This is a genomic window from Streptomyces sp. NPDC021080 (assembly GCF_044333225.1).
In the GTDB taxonomy this organism is placed as follows: domain Bacteria; phylum Actinomycetota; class Actinomycetes; order Streptomycetales; family Streptomycetaceae; genus Streptomyces.
In genome coordinates, this window is sequence record NZ_JBIRQM010000012.1 from 96,287 (window position 1) to 113,228 (window position 16,942).

Below are 16,942 nucleotides of genomic sequence, written 5' to 3' on the forward strand. Positions count from 1 at the left end.
GGCCGTGCGAGGCCTCGGAGCGGCCCCGCCCTCCGGGGTGCGGACCCTCTAGGGTGCGGACATGAGCATCATCGGGGTCGGTATCGACGTGGCCGAGATCGACCGGTTCCGGGCGTCGCTGGAGCGGACGCCCGGACTGGCCGAACGTCTTTTCGTGGAGAGCGAGTTGCTGCTGCCCAGCGGTGAACGCCGGGGCATCGCCTCGCTCGCGGCCCGCTTCGCGGCGAAGGAGGCGCTCGCCAAGGCGCTGGGCGCCCCGGCGGGGCTGTACTGGACGGACGCCGAGGTCTACGTGGAGGACAGCGGCCGGCCGCGGCTGCGCGTGAAGGGCACGGTGGCGGCCCGCGCGGCCGAACTGGGCGTGTCCTCCTGGCACGTGTCGCTCAGTCACGACGCCGGGGTGGCCTCGGCGGTGGTGGTGGCGGAGGGCTAGTCGGGCCGTCGTCCTCTTCGGCCGCGTGATGCGGGCTCCTGGGCCGGGTTCGCGGGCTCGTGCGATGCGGGGGTTCCGGGCCGGGTCCGGGTCCGCCCGGTGCAGGGAGCGCGCACGGTGCGGGCCGGTGCGGGAGACTCGGCGTCATGCGTACTGCGTACAGCGTGGAGACCGTGAGGGCCGCCGAGCGGGAGCTGATGGCACGGCTCCCCGAAGGGGCGTTGATGCAGCGGGCGGCCGCCGGGCTCGCCGCCGCCTGCGCGGATCTGCTGGGCCGGGTGTACGGCCGCCGGGTGGTGCTGCTGGTGGGCAGCGGGGACAACGGCGGCGACGCCCTGTACGCCGGGGCGCGCCTCGCCCGGCGCGGGGCCGGTGTCACCGCGGTGCTGCTCGCTCCCGAGAGGACCCACCCGGGGGGACTGGCGGCACTGCTGCGCGCCGGAGGCACCTCGACCGTGCCCGCCGCCGCCGAACCGCTCCTCGGTCGGGCCGACCTCGTGGTCGACGGCATCGTCGGGATCGGCGGCAAGGGCGGGCTGCGGCCCGAGGCGGCGCGACTCGCCAGCCTCGCGCACGCGTCCCGTGCCGCCGTCGTCGCCGTCGACCTCCCGAGCGGGGTCGAGGCGGACACCGGGGAGGTGCTCGGCGCCGCCGTCCGTGCCGACCTCACCGTCACCTTCGGCACCCACAAGCCGGGGCTGCTCATCGACCCGGCGCGCGGGTACGCCGGTTCCGTACGCCTCGTCGACATCGGGCTCGACCTGCCGGACCCGGCCGGTCTGGAGGCGCTCCAGCACGCCGATGTCGCGGCCCGGCTGCCGTTTCCCGGCGCGGAGAGCGACAAGTACCGGCGCGGTGTCGTCGGGATCGCCGCCGGGTCCGCCCGCTACCCGGGGGCGGCCGTGCTCGCCGTGGCCGGGGCGCTGCGCGGCGGTGCGGGCGCGGTGCGGTACGTCGGGCCCGCCGCGGACGCCGTCATCGCGCGCTTCCCCGAGACGCTGGTGTCCGGTGACGGGCCGTCGAAGGCGGGCCGGGTGCAGGCCTGGGTGGCGGGACCCGGGGCCGGGGACGACGCCTCGGCCGTCGCGGAGGTCCTGGACGCCGACGTGCCGGTGCTGGTGGACGCGGACGGGCTGCGGCTCGCCGACCGGGGGACCGTGCGGGCCCGCAGCGCACCGACGCTGCTGACCCCGCACGCGGGGGAGGCCGCCGCGCTGCTGGGGGTCGCCCGGGAGGCGGTCGAGGAGGCCCGGCTGGCCGCCGTACGGGAGCTGGCGGGGCTGTACGGGGCGACGGTCCTCCTCAAGGGCGCGACGACCCTGGTGGCCGATCCCACGGGCGGCGCGGTACGGGTGAACGCCACCGGGACGGCATGGCTGGCCACCGCGGGGAGCGGGGACGTGCTGTCGGGGCTGGCGGGGTCGCTGCTCGCCTCGGGGCTCTCCGCGCTCGACGCGGGAAGCGTGGCCGCGTACCTGCACGGTCTGGCCGGCCGCTTCGCCGCGGACGGAGCCCCCGCAGGCGCCCACGACGTGGCCGCGGCCGTCCCGCAGGCCTGGCGGGACACCCTCGCCTGACGGCGCCCGGTCGCCCGACCCGAGGTCCGGGCCGCCCCGGCCACGGGCGCCGGGGGCGTTGCCCAGATCGGGGGACCCGTTGCGTGTGGCGCGGCCGGGGGACGTGTGATGTTGCGTATGTCTGTTCGCGTGATGAACAGACGAAGGGCTTGCCGGGGGATCGCGGTGCTGCTGGCGGCGGTGGCGGCCGTACCCGTCGGAACGGTGGCGGCCGCGTCCGCTCCGCTGCCGCCCACCTCCGGGCGTGCCGGTGAACCGTGGCCCGGCGCGGCGGGAGGACTCCGTCGGGCCTGGCCGGGTGACACCCCGGGCGGCCGGATACTGCCGGCGGTCTCGACGGCCATGGGCATGCCCGCCACGGGGCACAGCCTGCCCGGTGTCCCCGAGGGCGTGCACACGCCCGCCGGGTCCGGTCCGGTCGGCTTCGGGCGGGTCGGGCCCGAGCCGGACCGGTCCGGGCCGGGCGGGGCCGGGTCCGGTGGGGCCGGAGTCGCGGGCGGGCGGGCTGCGGCCGGGTGCGGCGGGCGGGGGAGGCCGTACCGGTGGAAGGCCGGGCGGTGGTCGCGGCCGAAGGCGGACGGGAAGCGGCCGGCGGCCGGCTGCCGGGCCGTCCGCGCGTTGCGGAAGAAGCACGGCGCCGAGCCTGCCGGCGGGACCGGCGGGACCGGCGGGACCGGCGGGGCGGCGACCGGGGCCGGTACGCGGGAGCGCGCGGAGCGCGGCACACCGGGCGCCCGTCCCCTCCGGGGCTGCCCGGCCCGCTCCTACCGGGTCGCCTGCGTCGACCTCGCCCACCAGCGCACCTGGGTGCAGCAGCGGGGCCGGATCCTGTTCGGCCCCGTGCCGATGCGCAGCGGCGGGGTCCGGCACCCCACCCGCACCGGCTGGTTCAAGATCTTCTGGAGGCACCGCCACCACTGGTCGACCCTGTACGACAGCCCGATGCCGTACGCCCAGTTCTTCAGCGGCGGGCAGGCGTTCCACGCCGTGCGCGGCAGCATCCGTACGGTCGGCGGCTCGATGGGCTGCGTGAATCTGCGGCTCGCCGACGCCCGCGGGCTCTGGAAGGTGCTCAGGAAGGGCGACCGCGTCTACGTGTGGGGACGAAGGCCCCGCCCCCGCCGTTAGGGGCCGGGACGCACGCCCGGGCCGGTCACCGGACCCGTCCCGGGACCGGTGCCGGAGGGCCGCCGCGCGCCTCTGAGAGACTGGGGCGCGATGACAGAGACAGCACACCCGCGGACCGCGCCCCTGCGCGCCCGCGCCGAGATCGATCTGGCCGCCCTGCGAGCCAACGTGCGGGCCCTGCGTGCCCACGCGCCGACCGCGGCCCTGATGGCCGTGGTCAAGTCCGACGCGTACGGCCACGGCGCGGTCCAGTGCGCCCGCGCCGCGCGCGAGGCGGGCGCCACCTGGCTCGGCACGGCCACCCCGGAGGAGGCGCTCGCCCTGCGGGCGGCCGGTCTGCCGGGCCGGGTCATGTGCTGGCTGTGGACCCCGGGCGGCCCCTGGGCCGAGGCGATCGAGGCCGACATCGACGTCTCGGTCAGCGGGATGTGGGCGCTCAGGGAGGCCGTGGCGGCCGCCGAGGCCGTCGGGACGCGGGCCAGGGTGCAGCTCAAGGCCGACACCGGCCTCGGGCGCGCCGGCTGCCAGCCCGCCGACTGGCCGGAGCTCGTCGCCGAGGCCCTGGCCGCCGAGGCACGCGGACTGATCACCGTCACCGGCCTCTGGTCCCACTTCGCCTGCGCCGACGAGCCGGGCCACCCCTCGATCCAGGCCCAGCTCGCGCTCTTCCGCGAGATGGTCGCGTACGCCGAGGAACAGGGCGTCCGCCCCGAGGTGCGGCACATCGCCAACTCGCCCGCGACCCTGACCCTCCCCGAGAGCCACTTCGATCTCGTACGGACCGGGATCGCGGTCTACGGGATCTCGCCGAGCCCCGAGCTCGGCACCCCCGCCGACTTCGGGCTGCGCCCGGTGATGACGCTGAGCGCGTCGCTCGCGCTGGTCAAGCACGTACCGGCCGGCCACGGCGTGAGCTACGGCCACCACTACGTCACCCCGGGCGAGACCACCCTCGGCCTCGTCCCCGTCGGCTACGCGGACGGTGTCCCGCGGCACGCCTCGGGCACCGGACCCGTCCTGGTCGGCGGCAAGTGGCGTACCGTCGCGGGCCGGGTCGCCATGGACCAGTTCGTCGTCGACCTCGGCGGGGACGAGCCGGAGCCCGGCGCCCGCGCGGTCCTCTTCGGGCCCGGCGACGACGGTGAGCCCACCGCCGAGGACTGGGCGCGCGCGGCGGGCACGATCGCTTACGAGATCGTGACACGCATCGGAACCCGCGTTCCACGCGTCTACGTGAAAGTGAAAGAGGAACAAGGCGGGTAACACCCCTTGGCCGAACAGGCGCGCGGGGCCCGGCGAGTGAAGAGCGGCGGGCGGCACACGGCGGGCGGGAGCCGCGTCGACGCGCGCAGCCCAGAGCCGACAGCGGACAGCCGAGAGCCGGAGCGAAGAGGAGCGGGACGTGAGCGAGACCAGCGCGGAGGCCGTCGTGAGCGCGGCCTCGGCCACCGCCTCCTCCGCCGGGAACTGGCGCAAGGCCGGCGTCGCCGGCGCCGCGATAGGCGTGGTCGCGGCGGGAGCGGCGGCCGGAGTCGCGATCGAGCGGCTCACGGTCGGGCGCGGCATGCGCAAGAAGGCGCGCCTCGCCCTCGACTCGACCGGCCCTTACGGCGGGCTGCGCGGCACGCCCGGCAAGGCGTACGCGGACGACGGCACCGAGCTGTACTACGAGGTCGACGAGGCCGAGCCGCAGGCCGCGCTCGCCCCGCGCCGGCGCCGGCTCTTCGGCCGCAAGGCCCCCGCCCCCGTCACCGTCGTCTTCAGCCACGGCTACTGCCTGAGCCAGGACTCCTGGCACTTCCAGCGCGCCGCGCTGCGCGGGGTCGTGCGCACGGTGCACTGGGACCAGCGCAGCCACGGACGCTCCGGGCGGGGCGTGGCCCAGCTGGAGGACCGCACGCCGGTCACCATCGACCAGCTCGGCCGCGACCTGCTGGCCGTCATCGAGGCGGCGGTGCCCGAGGGCCCGATCGTGCTCGTCGGACACTCCATGGGCGGCATGACCGTCATGGCGCTCGCCGAGCAGTTCCCCGAGCTGATCCGCGACCGGGTCGTCGGCGTCGCCCTGGTCGGTACGTCGTCGGGGCGGCTCGGCGAGGTCAACTTCGGGCTGCCCGTCGCGGGCGTCGCCGCCGTGCGGCGCGTGCTCCCCGGTGTGCTGAAGGCGCTCGGACAGCAGGCGGCGCTGGTGGAGCGGGGGCGGCGGGCCACGGCCGACCTGTTCGCCGGGGTCATCAAGCGGTACTCGTTCGCGAGCCGGGACGTCGATCCGGCCGTCGTGCGGTTCGCCGAGCGGATGATCGAGGGCACGCCGATCGACGTGGTCGCCGAGTTCTACCCGGCGTTCACCGAGCACGACAAGACCGCGGCCCTGGCCCGTTTCGCCGGCCTGCCCGTCCTCGTCCTCGCCGGGGTCAAGGACCTGGTGACCCCGAGCGAGCACAGCGAGGCCATCGCCGACCTGCTGCCGGACGCCGAACTGGTCCTCGTCCCCGACGCGGGACATCTGGTCATGCTGGAGCACCCCGAGGTCGTCATAGACCGTCTCGCCGACCTCCTCGTGCGCGCGGGAGCCGTGCCGGCAGGGGCTACCGTGGGCCCTTATGGAAGCACCAGCAGCAGCGCACAACCCGGCTGAGCCCGCCCAGGACGGCGTCGGCGCGCAGATCACCGTCAACTCTCCCGGACAGATGCAGGAGTTGGGCCGCAGACTGGCCAAGCTGCTGCGCGCGGGCGACCTCGTGATGCTGAACGGCGAGCTCGGCGCGGGCAAGACCACACTGACCCGCGGACTCGGCGAGGGGCTCGGCGTCCGCGGCGCCGTCACCTCGCCGACCTTCGTCATCGCCCGCGTGCACCCCTCCCTCGGCGACGGGCCGCCGCTCGTGCACGTGGACGCGTACCGCCTCGGCGGCGGGCTCGACGAGATGGAGGACCTCGACCTCGACGTCTCGCTCTCCGACTCCGTGATCGTCGTGGAATGGGGCGAGGGCAAGGTCGAGGAGCTGACCGACGACCGGCTGCACGTGGTCATCCACCGGGCCGTCGGCGACACCACCGACGAGGTGCGGCACGTGACCGTCACGGGCCTCGGACCGCGCTGGGCCGCCGCCGATCTGACGGTGCTCGCGGCCTGAGCCGGGCGCGCCCCCGCTCGTACATTCGACCAACGTTCCGACAGGCCGTCGGCAAAATATTGCGTTCGGCGTCCCGGCCGTGGTCACATGGACATCAGTGCGTGGTTAGGTCTACCTAACCACGCTGGCCCCCGAAGCCCGAGGAGGCGTCCATGTCGGCATCGGAACCGGCTGCAGTGCCGGCTTCAGAACGCGACGTGCCGGCCGAGCCGCGCGTGGTGGCCGGGGTGTCGATGCGGGACCTGCTGGCGGCGTGCGCCGCGGCGGAGGCGGTGTCCAGGCCGCCGCTCGCGCCCCTGGGCGACCCCGGTGGCGCGGAGCGCCCCCGCAGGGCCGCCTGACGCCGGTCCACCGCGGAGCGCCCGACCGCGGGGCGGTCCTACTTGACGACGACGACCTTCGCGCCCACGGTCGCGAACGCCCACATCGCGTTGCCGTCGGCACGCGAGGAGCGGATGCCGCCGACCTTCTTCTCGGGGTCCGGGGCCTCCGTCGCGCCGTTCACGGCGGCGCTGAAGCCGATCGCGATGCTGTTGACCTGGGCGAACCGTACGACGTGCTCGATCTGCGTGCCGTCGGACCCGGGAGTCGCGCCCGTCCGCGACGTGACGGCGTAGGTGCCGACGGCCGGGTCGACCGTGCCCGGGGTGACCTTGAAGGTGCGCTTCACCTTGTTGCCCGCGCCGACGAGCCAGACGCGGTCCGCGCCGGTCGAGTAGACGACCCGCACACCGGTGCCGGACGGGGTCGGCAGCGCGTTCGGGTCCTTCTTGGCCGTCTTGGCCGTCCTGGGCGTCTTGTGGGTTGAAGCCTTGGCCGAAACGCTTCCGCTCGGCTTGCCCAGGTCGTCCGGAACGTTCGCGGATGCCTGGAAGGCGAGGAAGCCGACTGCCGCGAGCGCCGCCACGGTGAGCCCGGCCACGATTCCCGAGCTGCTCCTAGCCACCTTGTGTGCCCACCTCTCGACCTTCGTACGTCCTTGCGCTGACGGTAGCAGCCGAGGGACGGGAGCCCCGGGCGGCCTTGCTCCGGGCTCCGGCGCCGTACGCTGTTTGCGTGCTCTTGCTCGCTCTGGATACCGCCACCCCCGCCGTGACCGTCGCCCTGCACGACGGCACGTCCGTCATCGCCTCGTCGAGCCAGGTGGACGCGCGCCGGCACGGAGAGCTGCTGCTGCCGGCCGTCGACCGGGTGCTCACCGAGGCAGGCCTCAGGCTGGACGCCGTCACCGGCATCGTCGTGGGCGTCGGCCCCGGCCCGTACACGGGGCTGCGCGTCGGCCTCATGACCGCCGACACGTTCGGAGTCGCGCTCGGCGTGCCCGTGCACGGCGTGTGCACCCTCGACGGGCTCGCCTACGCGGCCGACGTCGAGGGGCCGTTCGTCGTCGCCACGGACGCCCGGCGCAAGGAGGTCTACTGGGCGCGGTACGCCGACCGCCGTACCCGGCTGTCGGAGCCCGCCGTGGACCGCCCCGCCGAGATCGACGCGTCCGTCACCTCGCTCCCCGCCGTCGGCGCGGGCGCCCTCCTGTACCCCGACACGTTCGCGGACGCCCGCGCGCCCGAGAACGTCTCGGCCGCCGCCCTCGCCTCCCTGGCCGCCGAGAAGCTGGCCGCCGGCCAGGAACTGGAGCCGCCCAGACCGCTGTATCTGCGCCGCCCGGACGCCCAGGTGCCCAAGAACTACAAGGTGGTCACCCCCAAGTGACCGTCGTGCTGCGCGAGATGCGCTGGTGGGACATCGATCCCGTCCTGGAGCTGGAGAAGGAACTGTTCCCCGTGGACGCCTGGTCCCGGGGCATGTTCTGGTCCGAACTGGCCCACGCCCGCGGGTCCGAGGCGAACCGGCGCTATCTGGTCGCCTGCGAGGGCGACCGGCTCGTCGGATACGCCGGGCTCGCCGCCTCGGGAGACGTGGGCGACGTGCAGACGATCGCGGTGCGGCGGGACCAGTGGGGCACCGGCCTCGGCGGCCGGCTGCTCACCGAACTGCTGCGGGCCGCGAGCGACTTCGACTGCGCCGAGGTGATGCTCGAGTGCCGCGTGGACAACGTCCGCGCGCAGAAGCTGTACGAGCGCTTCGGCTTCGAGCCCATCGGCTTCCGGCGCGGCTACTACCAGCCGGGGAACATCGACGCCCTGGTGATGCGGCTGCACGACCCATCGACCTCCGTACAAGGAACAGAGACCCATGGCTGACGAACCGCTCGTCCTCGGCATCGAGACCTCCTGCGACGAGACAGGCGTCGGCATCGTCCGCGGCCACACCCTGCTCGCGGACGCCATCGCGTCGAGCGTCGACGAGCACGCGCGCTTCGGCGGGGTCGTTCCCGAGGTCGCGTCCCGGGCGCACCTGGAGGCGATGGTCCCGACCATCGAGCGGGCGCTGAAGGAGGCGGGGGTGTCGGCCGGGGACCTGGACGGCATCGCGGTCACCGCCGGACCCGGGCTCGCCGGGGCCCTGCTCGTCGGCGTCTCGGCCGCGAAGGCGTACGCCTACGCGCTCGGCAAGCCGCTGTACGGCGTCAACCACCTCGCCTCCCACATCTGCGTGGACCAGCTGGAGCACGGCGCGCTGCCGGAGCCGACGATGGCCCTGCTGGTGTCCGGCGGCCACTCCTCGCTGCTGCTGTCCACCGACATCACCTCCGACGTGCGGCCGATGGGCGCGACCATCGACGACGCGGCCGGCGAGGCCTTCGACAAGATCGCGCGGGTGCTGAACCTCGGCTTCCCCGGCGGCCCGGTCATCGACCGGTACGCCAAGGAGGGCGACCCGAACGCCATCACGTTCCCGCGCGGTCTCACCGGTCCGCGCGACCCGGCCTACGACTTCTCCTTCTCCGGTCTGAAGACCGCCGTGGCCCGCTGGATCGAGGCGAAGCGGGCGGCGGGGGAGGAGGTGCCGGTGCGCGACGTGGCCGCGTCCTTCCAGGAGGCCGTGGTGGACGTGCTCACCCGCAAGGCCGTCCGGGCGTGCAGGGACGAGGGCGTCGACCACCTCATGATCGGCGGCGGCGTGGCCGCGAACTCGCGGCTGCGGGTGCTCGCCCAGGAGCGCTGCGAGGCCGCCGGCATCCGGCTCAGGGTGCCGCGCCCCAAGCTGTGCACGGACAACGGCGCGATGGTCGCCGCGCTGGGCGCCGAGATGGTCGCCCGCAACCGGGCCGCCTCCGACTGGGACCTGTCGGCGGACTCCTCGCTGCCGGTGACGGACCCGCACGTGCCGGGGCGCGGGCACACGCACACGCATGATCACGATCACGTGCACGAGGTCGCGAAGGAGAACCTGTACCCGTGACCGTCGCCGTGATGTGGGAGGCCCGGGCCGCCGCCGGTCGGGGTGAGGACCTGCTCGCCTGGGTGCGGGAGCACAAGATCCCCGGGAACCCGGTGCGCCGGGAGATCCTCCGGGCCCCGCAGGACCGGGTCCTCGTCATCACCTGGTGGGATGCGGAGTACCACGCCGAGCTTCCCGAACTGCCGGACCCCGACGAGGAGTTGGTGTCCCGGGCGGTGCACAGGTGGCGCTTCGAGTCGGTGGGCTGACGGGCGGCCGTCCGGCCGGTGCGTCCCGTGCGGGCACGGCCGGACGCACCGGCCGCGTGCTGCGGGGGCCGGCCGAGTCCCCACCCGGCGGCCGGCCCCCGCAGCGGTTCCTCCGCCGGGTCGGGCGCCGGGTCAGGACACGCGCGCGACCTCCGTCTCGCAGCGCATGCGCCGGTCCGTGCCCAACCGCCGTACAGGACCCGTCAGGTTCAGCCGGACCGTGTGGCGCACGTCCGTGCTGGAGGCGCCGAGCCGCAGTTCCAGGGCGCCCGGTTCGACGATCCGGGTGCCGGTGCGGTCGGTGAACGCCGAGAGGTCCGCGTGGAAGCGGAAGGTCACCCGGCGGGCCTCGCCCGGTGCCAGGTCCAGGCGCCGGTAGCCGATCAGCCGCACGTCCGGGCGGGTCACCGAGGCCACCGGGTCGTGCAGGTACAGCTGGACGACCTCGGCGCCCGCGCGCTCACCGGAGTTGCGGACGGTCACCGACACGTCGTACGAACCGTCGGTGCCGATCTCCGCCCCGGGCACGTCGTCCGCCTCCCAGTCGAACGACGTGTACGAGAGGCCGTGGCCGAACGGGTACAGCGGCGTCGGGTCCAGATTGCTGACCTCGCCCTTCAGGCCCAGCGGCGGCTGGAGGTAGGTCCACGGCTGGCCGCCCGCCTCGCGCGGCACGCTCACCGGCAGCCTGCCCGACGGGCCGACCCGGCCGGACAGCACGCCCGCCACCGCGGGCCCGCCCTCCTCGCCCGGGAAGAACGCCTGGACCACGCCGCCGAGACCCTCCTGCCAGCGGCCCAGCGCGTAGGGGCGGCCGGTGAGCAGCACCAGGACCACCGGGACCCCCGTGGCGACCAGGGCGTCGAGGAGGTCGCCCTGCACGCCCGGCAGGCCGAGGTCGGCCACGTCGCAGCCCTCGCCCGAGGTGCCCCGGCCGAACAGCCCGGCACGGTCGCCGAGCACCGCCACGCACACGTCGGCCTCGGCGGCCCGTGCCACCGCCTCCTCGAAACCGGAGCGGTCCGGCTCCGTGACCCCGCAGCCCTGCGTGAACGTCACCTTGGCGTCCGGCAGTTCGGCGCGCAGCGCGTCGAGCACGGTCGGGATGTCCACGCCGGTCGGCACCTCGGGGTGGTGCGTGAGCACGTGCGAGGGGAACGAGTAGCAGCCGAGCATCGCCAAGGGGTCGTCCGCGCGCGGGCCCACCACCGCGATCCGGGTGTCCGGGGCCAGCGGCAGCACGCCGTCGGCGTTGTCCAGCAGGATCACCGACTCCTCGGCGAGCCTGCGGGCGAGCGCCCGGTTGCCCGCGGAGTCCAGGTCGATCCGGCGGCCGGTCTCCGGCCGCCAGTCCTCGTCCAGCAGACCGAGCTCGCACTTCTGGAGCAGCACCCGGCGGGCCGCCCGGTCGATCAGCGACTCGGGGACGGTGCCCGCGCGGACGGCGGCCACCAGCGGCTCGCCGTAGCACTTCAGCGTGGGCAGCTCGACGTCGATGCCGGCCTCCAGCGCCTTGTGCGCCGCCTCCGCCTCGCTGCCGGCCACCCGGTGCAGCGACTGGAGGAAGCCGACACCGAAGTAGTCCGAGACCACCGTGCCGGTGAAGCCCCACTCCTCGCGCAGCAGCTCGGTCAGCAGGTACGGGTCGGCCGACGCCGGGACGCCGTCCGTGTCGTTGTAGGCGGCCATCACCGAACGGGCGCCGCCCTCGCGCAGCGCCATCTCGAACGGCGGCAGCGTGATGTCGGAGAGCTCGCGGACCCCCGCCCGCACCGGTGCCAGGTTCCGGGCACCCGCCGAGGCCGCGTACCCGGCGAAGTGCTTGAGCGTGGCCACGATCCCGGCCGACTCCAGGCCCCGCACATAGGCGGTGGCGACGGTGGCGACGAGGTACGGGTCCTCGCCGATCGTCTCCTCCACCCGGCCCCAGCGCAGGTCGCGGACCACGTCCAGGACCGGGGCGAGGCCCTGGTGGACGCCGACCGAGCGCAGGTCGTCGCCGATGCGCCGGCCCAGCTCCTCCACCAGCTCCGGATCGAAGGCGGCGCCCCAGGACAGCGGGACCGGGTACGCCGTCGCCTGCCAGGCCGTGAAGCCCGCCAGGCACTCCTCGTGGGCGACGGCGGGGATGCCGAAGCGGCCCGCCTCGGCGATCCGGCGCTGGGCGCGGGCGAGCGCCTGCGCGCCCAGCGCCGGGTCCACGGGGGCGGTGCCGAAGGAGCGGGTGAGCTGGCCGAGCCCGCGGGTGATCAGCTCGTCCCAGTCGTACGAGGAGGACATCTCGCTCTGCAGCGGGGCGACTCCGCCGCCGTCCGTGTCGGCCCCCACCCACACGCCGTACAGCTGGGCGGTCTTCTCCTCCAGGGTCATCCTGGAGAGCAGGTCGTCGACGCGGGTCGCGGCGGGCAGGGCGGGGTCGCGCCAGGGAGCGGTGGTCATGGAACTCCTGTCGGGGAAAGGGGGGTTCGACCGCCCCTGGTCGTACACGTTCACTTGCCGCCCACGCCCATGAGGCCGCCGACCAGCGCGCGGCGGGCCACCAGGTACACGATGAAGATCGGGACACCGGAGAGGACGACGGAGGCGAGGATCGCGGGAATGTTCACGCCGAACTCGCTCACGTAGTCGAACAGGCCGAGGGTCAGCACCCGCGGCCCGTCGGACTGGGTGAAGATCAGCGGGAAGAGGAGGCCGTTCCAGGCCTGCAGCGCCGAGAAGATGACGACGGTGCTGATGCCGCCCTTGGCCATCGGGATGACCAGCTGGAACAGCATCCGGGTGGTGGACGCGCCGTCCAGCGCCATCGCCTCGTACATCTCCTCCGAGATGTCCCGCAGCGTGCCGGTGAGGATCAGCACCGACACCGGCATGGCGAACGCGGCCGTCGGCAGGACGATCGCGAGCAGGCTGTCGTAGAGGTTCAGCTTGGCGATCATCAGGTAGAGCGGCACCACGACGGCCTGCGCCGGGATCGCCACGCCCAGCAGGAACAGCCGGAACGCGGCCCCCGACCAGGCGCTGCGGGTCCGCACGGCCGCGTAGGACAGCGGGACGCACAGCACCAGGACGATCGAGACGACCCCGGCCGCCGCCAGCACGGTGTTCCACAGCAGATGGCCGAAGCCGTTGTGCAGGACGGTGTCGTAGTTGTCCAGGGTCGGATGGGACGGCGGCCTCAGGGCGTTGTGGCCGAGCGCCTCGTCCTGGTGGGTGAGCGAGGCCGAGATCATCGCGTAGATCGGGACGATCACGACGGCCAGCCAGACCAGCGTGCCGACGCCCGCGAGCGGGTTGGCGCGCCGGGACCAGTGCCTGCGACGGCGCGCGGGCCGCTCGGCGGCGGGGGCGGAGTCCGTCTTCACGGGACGGGGCAGTGTGTCGTGTGACATGGCGTCACATCCCTTCCCGGGTGCTGCGCATCGCGCCGAAGCCGGACAGCTTCACCATCAGCAGGGACAACGCGGTCGCGGCGAGCACCAGGAAGGAGGCGACGGCGCTCGCGTAGCCGAAGTCGTAGCTCTTGAAGCCGGCCTCGTACATCAGGTACGGCAGGATCGCCGTGTCGGTGCCCGGACCGCCCTGGGTGAGGATCAGGACCGTCTCGAAGTAGGTCAGCGAACCGACGATCATCAGCACGCTCGACGTCGTCGCGGTGTTGCGCAGCTGCGGCAGCGTGATCGAGAAGAACTGCCGCAGACGTCCGGCCCCGTCGATCGCCGCGGCCTGGTAGAGCACCTCGGGGATCTGCCGTGCCCCGCCCTGGTAGATCAGGGTGTGGAACGGGATGAACTGCCAGCCGCCGACGAACACGATCGCGAGGAACGCTCCGCTGGTCGTGCCGAGGGTGTCCCGGTGGATGATGCCGAAGTTCGGGTCGAGGAGTGCGTAGAACAGCAGCGAGATCGCCGTCGACGACAGCAGGAACGGCACGAAGAAGATCGCCGAGAGCACCGCGCGGTTGCGCTGCCTGCCCGCCGCCCAGACGCCCAGCAGCAGCGAGATCACCGTCTGGAACGCCCAGCTCACCACGGTCAGCGCGACGGTGACCGTCAGCGACTGGGTCAGCCGGTCGTCGCTCAGCAGCTTGCGCCAGTTGGCCAGTCCGACCAGCTTGGGGTCGCCCAGGCCGTTCCACTTGGTGAACGACAGGTAGAAGGCCAGGACCATCGGGGCGAGGGCGAAGAACGCGAAGAACAGGACGCCGGGAAGGGCCAGTGCCGCGCTCGGGCGGCCGGCCCTGCCCCGCCGGGCGGAGCGGGGGCGGCCCGCGTCGTTCCGAGGGCCGCCCTTGACCTGCGTGACGCTCACTTCAGCTCCTTGAGCGCCGCCACGAACTGCGTCGGCGAGGACTTGCCCACGAACAGCTTGTTGACCTCGGTGAGCATCGGCGTCGCCACGTTCGGGTCGACCGCCTGGTCCCAGCTCAGCGTGAACGCCGGGGCCTTCTGCACCATCTCGTACTGGAACTTGGCGAACTCCGGGTTCGGCGAGGCGTCCAGGAGGGTCGCCGCGTTCGAGGTGGCCGGGACGTCACCGTTGGCTATGAGTTCCTTGGTGTACGCCAGGGAGGCGGAGTCCCGCAGGAAGGCGATCGCCGCGTCCTTGTTGGAGGTGTGAGCGTTCACCGACCAGTAGTTGGTGGGGTTGCCGACCACGTTGCGGATGTCGCCGGCGCCGCCCTCGATCTGCGGGAAGGCGCACCAGCCCAGGTTCTTCTTGGCGAAGTCGGGGAACTTGCCGAGCTGCGTGGAGTACTCCCACGAACCCATCAGGTGCATCGCCGCCTTGCCCTTGGCGAAGACCGCGGGAGCGCCGCCGTTGCCGTACCCGACCGAGCTGTAGCCCTTGCCGAAGGCGCCGTCGTCGATCAGCTGCTTGACCGTCTGGGCGGCCTTGAGGACGGCCGGGTCGCCCCAGGCGGAGGCGTCACCGTTCTTGATCTTCTCGAAGACCTGGGGGCCGCCGATCCGGTCGACCAGGTACTCCAGCCACATCAGTTCGGGCCAGATGTCCGCGCCGCCCAGGGCGAACGGGGTGATGTTCGCCTTCTTCAGCTTGGTGTTGATGTCCAGCAACTGGGCCCAGGTGGTGGGCGGCTGGAGCTTGTTCTCCTCGAAGACCGTCTTGTTGTAGAAGAGGATCACGGGCTGCATGCCCCGCATCGGCACGCCGTAGTTCTTGCCGTCCAGTCCGCCCGCCGCCAGCACCGACGGCAGGAAGCCGCTCTTGAGCACCGGGTCGGACGCGATGACGTCGGTCAGGTCGACCAGCTGGCCGGCCTCCCGGTAGGCCTTGATGGAGCCGCCGCCCCAGTTGAAGAACACGTCGGGGGCGTTGGGCGAGCCCATCGCCGTGCGCAGCTTGGCCGGGTAGTCGGTGGCGGGCACCTTCTGCAGCTTGATCCTGCCCTTGGCCTTCTTCGCGGCGGCCGAGGCGTTGAACCGGCTGACGGACTTGACCTGGATCTTCGCCGCGTCGTCCCCGTAGACGAACGCGGTGAGCGTCCCGTCGCCGCCCGAGCCGCTGCCGGAGCCGCAGGCGGTGAGCCCGCCGACAGAGGCCAGGGCGACCGTGCCCGCGCCGAGGAACCAACGTCTGCTGTGGGACTCCATAGGACGGCACCTCTCGGTAAGCGCGAAGGATCGCCGATGATCCATCGCGAATGTTTCGAGTCATTTTTCGAATGTTCCGGGAACGTAAGACGATCTGGTGGGTCCGTCAAGGGGTCGCGCAGAGATACGATCGCCGCCATGAAGCCTGGGAAGTCCGCAGAAGCACAGACGGCGACGCTGGCCGAGATCGCCCGGGAAGCCGGTGTGTCGGCTCCGACTGTTTCGAAAGTGCTCAACGGCCGCGCCGACGTCGCCCCCGCGACCCGCTCCCGTGTCGAGGAGCTGCTGCACGCGTACGGCTACCGGCGCCGCCGGGCCGAGACTTCCCGCTCGCCGCTGATCGACCTGGTCTTCCACGAGCTGGAGAGCGCCTGGGCGATGGAGGTCATCCGGGGCGTGGAGAACGTCGCCCGGGAGGCCGGGCTCAGCGTGGTGCTCTCCGAGTCCGCCGGGCGGCTCACCCCCGGCCGGACCTGGGCCGACCAGGTCGCCGCCCGCCGCCCGCACGGCGTGGTGCTCGTCCTGTCGGGCCTCGACGACTCCCAGCGCGCCCTGCTGACCAGCAGGTCCATCCCGTTCGTGGTGATGGACCCGGCGGGCGACCCGGGCGTCGACGTGCCCTCCATCGGCGCCACCAACTGGCAGGGCGGCCTCGCCGCCACCCGCCACCTCGTCGAGCTCGGCCACACCCGGATCGGCGCCATCAGCGGGCCGTCACGGATGATGTGCAGCCGGGCCCGGGTCGACGGCTACCGCGCGGCGCTGGAGACGGCCGGGCTGCCCGTCGACCCCTCGCTGATCGTCGCCGGGGACTTCCACCACGAGGCCGGCTACCGCATCGGCCTCGACCTGCTGCGCCGCCCCGACCGGCCCACGGCCGTCTTCGCCGGCAACGACCTCCAGGCGCTCGGTCTCTACGAGGCGGCCCGCGAGCTGGGGCTGCGCATCCCCGAGGACCTGAGCGTCGTCGGCTTCGACGATCTGCCGGTGGCGCGCTGGGTGGGGCCGCCGCTGACGACCGTACGGCAGCCCCTGACGGAGATGGCCGAGGCGGCGGCGAAGCTGGTGCTCGACCTGAGCCGCCAGGAGCGGCCGTCGGCCGGGACGCGGATGGAACTGGCGACGAGCCTGGTCGTGCGCAGCAGCACGGGGGCGCCTCCGGCGTGAGACCGGGTGCCTCCGGTGGCTCGCCCGTGTCGTTCGCGGTTCCCGTCCGGTGGGTGGGTCGGGGCCGTGCCGGTGCATCAGCCCGTCGCCGTCGGGTGAGGCGTGGGCGTCGGTGGCGACGGGCATCGATGTACCGGCACGGCCCCTCGCGCCGGATCCAGGCTGCGGGAGCGTCCATGTCCTCGACGTCCTCGACGTCATCGACATTTCAGCTCCGGCCGGGGGAGAGATTCAGACCCTCCGGCGTTTGAGGAGCGGGGGTCCGGGGGCGGAGCCCCCGGGTGCGGGTCGGGTCGGGTAGGGGCGGAGGGGGGCGAAGGGGGGGCACCCGGGGGGG

The 16,942-nt window shown here is 73.6% G+C and carries 17 protein-coding genes; 12 read left to right on the plus strand and 5 right to left on the minus strand.

Annotated features, from left to right (window positions below; translation table 11 throughout):
- Window positions 1-61: 61 nt before the first annotated feature.
- The 7 genes from ACH4S8_RS28130 to ACH4S8_RS28160 all read left to right on the plus strand — a co-directional run bounded on the left by ACH4S8_RS28130 (window position 62) and on the right by ACH4S8_RS28160 (window position 6,616).
- The gene (locus tag ACH4S8_RS28130) at window positions 62-433 is read left to right on the plus strand and encodes a holo-ACP synthase (RefSeq protein ID WP_339130954.1); all 372 of its coding nucleotides are present in this window, start codon (window positions 62-64) and stop codon (window positions 431-433) included.
- Between the two features lie 146 nt (window positions 434-579).
- Complete coding sequence (locus ACH4S8_RS28135) at window positions 580-2,010, plus strand: NAD(P)H-hydrate dehydratase (RefSeq protein WP_398398798.1); 1,431 nt, start codon at window positions 580-582, stop codon at window positions 2,008-2,010.
- Between the two features lie 132 nt (window positions 2,011-2,142).
- Window positions 2,143-3,138 carry a L,D-transpeptidase gene (locus ACH4S8_RS28140; protein WP_398398800.1) on the plus strand — a complete coding sequence of 332 codons (996 nt, stop codon included), beginning with the start codon at window positions 2,143-2,145 and terminating at the stop codon, window positions 3,136-3,138.
- A gap of 90 nt (window positions 3,139-3,228) precedes the next feature.
- Complete coding sequence (gene alr, locus ACH4S8_RS28145; RefSeq protein ID WP_398398802.1) at window positions 3,229-4,401, plus strand: alanine racemase; 1,173 nt, start codon at window positions 3,229-3,231, stop codon at window positions 4,399-4,401.
- A gap of 139 nt (window positions 4,402-4,540) precedes the next feature.
- Window positions 4,541-5,776, plus strand: coding sequence for an alpha/beta fold hydrolase (locus ACH4S8_RS28150; RefSeq protein ID WP_398398804.1), 1,236 nt, complete (start codon window positions 4,541-4,543; stop codon window positions 5,774-5,776).
- Window positions 5,742-6,275 (plus strand): tRNA (adenosine(37)-N6)-threonylcarbamoyltransferase complex ATPase subunit type 1 TsaE, encoded by a 534-nt coding sequence (gene tsaE / locus ACH4S8_RS28155; RefSeq protein ID WP_398398806.1) that lies wholly within the window; start codon window positions 5,742-5,744, stop codon window positions 6,273-6,275. Before ACH4S8_RS28150 ends, tsaE begins: the two co-directional genes overlap by 35 nt.
- 152 nt (window positions 6,276-6,427) lie before the next feature.
- Window positions 6,428-6,616, plus strand: a complete 189-nt coding sequence (locus ACH4S8_RS28160; RefSeq protein ID WP_398398808.1) for a hypothetical protein — start codon at window positions 6,428-6,430, stop codon at window positions 6,614-6,616.
- Between the two features lie 38 nt (window positions 6,617-6,654).
- Here ACH4S8_RS28160 and ACH4S8_RS28165 read toward each other — a convergent pair whose 3' ends face one another.
- Window positions 6,655-7,221, minus strand: a complete 567-nt coding sequence (locus ACH4S8_RS28165) for a hypothetical protein (RefSeq protein ID WP_398398810.1) — start codon at window positions 7,219-7,221, stop codon at window positions 6,655-6,657.
- Window positions 7,222-7,331: 110 nt separating this feature from the next.
- Between ACH4S8_RS28165 and tsaB the strand changes: the two genes are divergently transcribed.
- Genes tsaB through ACH4S8_RS28185 form a run of 4 tightly spaced genes read left to right on the plus strand, consistent with a single transcriptional unit; the run spans window position 7,332 to window position 9,826 of the window.
- Window positions 7,332-7,985 (plus strand): tRNA (adenosine(37)-N6)-threonylcarbamoyltransferase complex dimerization subunit type 1 TsaB, encoded by a 654-nt coding sequence (gene tsaB / locus ACH4S8_RS28170; protein WP_398398812.1) that lies wholly within the window; start codon window positions 7,332-7,334, stop codon window positions 7,983-7,985.
- A gap of 17 nt (window positions 7,986-8,002) precedes the next feature.
- Window positions 8,003-8,476, plus strand: a complete 474-nt coding sequence (gene rimI / locus ACH4S8_RS28175; protein WP_398399172.1) for a ribosomal protein S18-alanine N-acetyltransferase — start codon at window positions 8,003-8,005, stop codon at window positions 8,474-8,476.
- Window positions 8,469-9,578 (plus strand): tRNA (adenosine(37)-N6)-threonylcarbamoyltransferase complex transferase subunit TsaD, encoded by a 1,110-nt coding sequence (gene tsaD / locus ACH4S8_RS28180; RefSeq protein WP_398398814.1) that lies wholly within the window; start codon window positions 8,469-8,471, stop codon window positions 9,576-9,578. The genes rimI and tsaD overlap by 8 nt, the downstream gene beginning before the upstream one ends.
- On the plus strand, window positions 9,575-9,826 hold the full coding sequence (locus ACH4S8_RS28185; protein ID WP_398398816.1) for a hypothetical protein: 252 nt from the start codon (window positions 9,575-9,577) through the stop codon (window positions 9,824-9,826). The genes tsaD and ACH4S8_RS28185 overlap by 4 nt, the downstream gene beginning before the upstream one ends.
- 132 nt (window positions 9,827-9,958) lie before the next feature.
- On the opposite strand, the gene ACH4S8_RS28190 is transcribed toward ACH4S8_RS28185, so the two are convergent.
- Genes ACH4S8_RS28190 through ACH4S8_RS28205 form a run of 4 tightly spaced genes read right to left on the minus strand, consistent with a single transcriptional unit; the run spans window position 9,959 to window position 15,438 of the window.
- Window positions 9,959-12,265, minus strand: a complete 2,307-nt coding sequence (locus ACH4S8_RS28190; protein ID WP_398398818.1) for a glycoside hydrolase family 3 N-terminal domain-containing protein — start codon at window positions 12,263-12,265, stop codon at window positions 9,959-9,961.
- Window positions 12,266-12,315: 50 nt separating this feature from the next.
- Window positions 12,316-13,215, minus strand: coding sequence for a carbohydrate ABC transporter permease (locus tag ACH4S8_RS28195; protein ID WP_398398820.1), 900 nt, complete (start codon window positions 13,213-13,215; stop codon window positions 12,316-12,318).
- A 4-nt stretch (window positions 13,216-13,219) separates the two neighbouring features.
- Window positions 13,220-14,134: a carbohydrate ABC transporter permease gene (locus tag ACH4S8_RS28200; protein WP_398398822.1), complete on the minus strand. Its 915-nt coding sequence runs from the start codon at window positions 14,132-14,134 to the stop codon at window positions 13,220-13,222.
- On the minus strand, window positions 14,131-15,438 hold the full coding sequence (locus ACH4S8_RS28205) for an ABC transporter substrate-binding protein (protein ID WP_398398824.1): 1,308 nt from the start codon (window positions 15,436-15,438) through the stop codon (window positions 14,131-14,133). The genes ACH4S8_RS28200 and ACH4S8_RS28205 overlap by 4 nt, the downstream gene beginning before the upstream one ends.
- Window positions 15,439-15,576: 138 nt before the next feature.
- On the opposite strand from ACH4S8_RS28205, the gene ACH4S8_RS28210 reads away from it, so the two are divergent.
- Window positions 15,577-16,605 (plus strand): LacI family DNA-binding transcriptional regulator, encoded by a 1,029-nt coding sequence (locus tag ACH4S8_RS28210; RefSeq protein WP_398398826.1) that lies wholly within the window; start codon window positions 15,577-15,579, stop codon window positions 16,603-16,605.
- The last annotated feature ends 337 nt before the right edge of the window (window positions 16,606-16,942 follow it).

What these genes read in the sequence shown, in the direction of transcription:
- ACH4S8_RS28130 (WP_339130954.1), top strand. Translation starts at nt 62, where the DNA reads ATGAGCATCATCGGGGTCGGTATCGACGTGGCCGAGATCGACCGGTTC.
- ACH4S8_RS28135 (WP_398398798.1), top strand. Translation starts at nt 580, where the DNA reads ATGCGTACTGCGTACAGCGTGGAGACCGTGAGGGCCGCCGAGCGGGAG.
- ACH4S8_RS28140 (WP_398398800.1), top strand. Translation starts at nt 2,143, where the DNA reads ATGAACAGACGAAGGGCTTGCCGGGGGATCGCGGTGCTGCTGGCGGCG.
- alr (WP_398398802.1), top strand. Translation starts at nt 3,229, where the DNA reads ATGACAGAGACAGCACACCCGCGGACCGCGCCCCTGCGCGCCCGCGCC.
- tsaE (WP_398398806.1), top strand. Translation starts at nt 5,742, where the DNA reads ATGGAAGCACCAGCAGCAGCGCACAACCCGGCTGAGCCCGCCCAGGAC.
- ACH4S8_RS28160 (WP_398398808.1), top strand. Translation starts at nt 6,428, where the DNA reads ATGTCGGCATCGGAACCGGCTGCAGTGCCGGCTTCAGAACGCGACGTG.
- rimI (WP_398399172.1), top strand. Translation starts at nt 8,003, where the DNA reads ATGCGCTGGTGGGACATCGATCCCGTCCTGGAGCTGGAGAAGGAACTG.
- tsaD (WP_398398814.1), top strand. Translation starts at nt 8,469, where the DNA reads ATGGCTGACGAACCGCTCGTCCTCGGCATCGAGACCTCCTGCGACGAG.
- ACH4S8_RS28190 (WP_398398818.1), bottom strand. Translation starts at nt 12,265, where the DNA reads ATGACCACCGCTCCCTGGCGCGACCCCGCCCTGCCCGCCGCGACCCGC.
- ACH4S8_RS28195 (WP_398398820.1), bottom strand. Translation starts at nt 13,215, where the DNA reads ATGTCACACGACACACTGCCCCGTCCCGTGAAGACGGACTCCGCCCCC.
- ACH4S8_RS28205 (WP_398398824.1), bottom strand. Translation starts at nt 15,438, where the DNA reads ATGGAGTCCCACAGCAGACGTTGGTTCCTCGGCGCGGGCACGGTCGCC.
- ACH4S8_RS28210 (WP_398398826.1), top strand. Translation starts at nt 15,577, where the DNA reads ATGAAGCCTGGGAAGTCCGCAGAAGCACAGACGGCGACGCTGGCCGAG.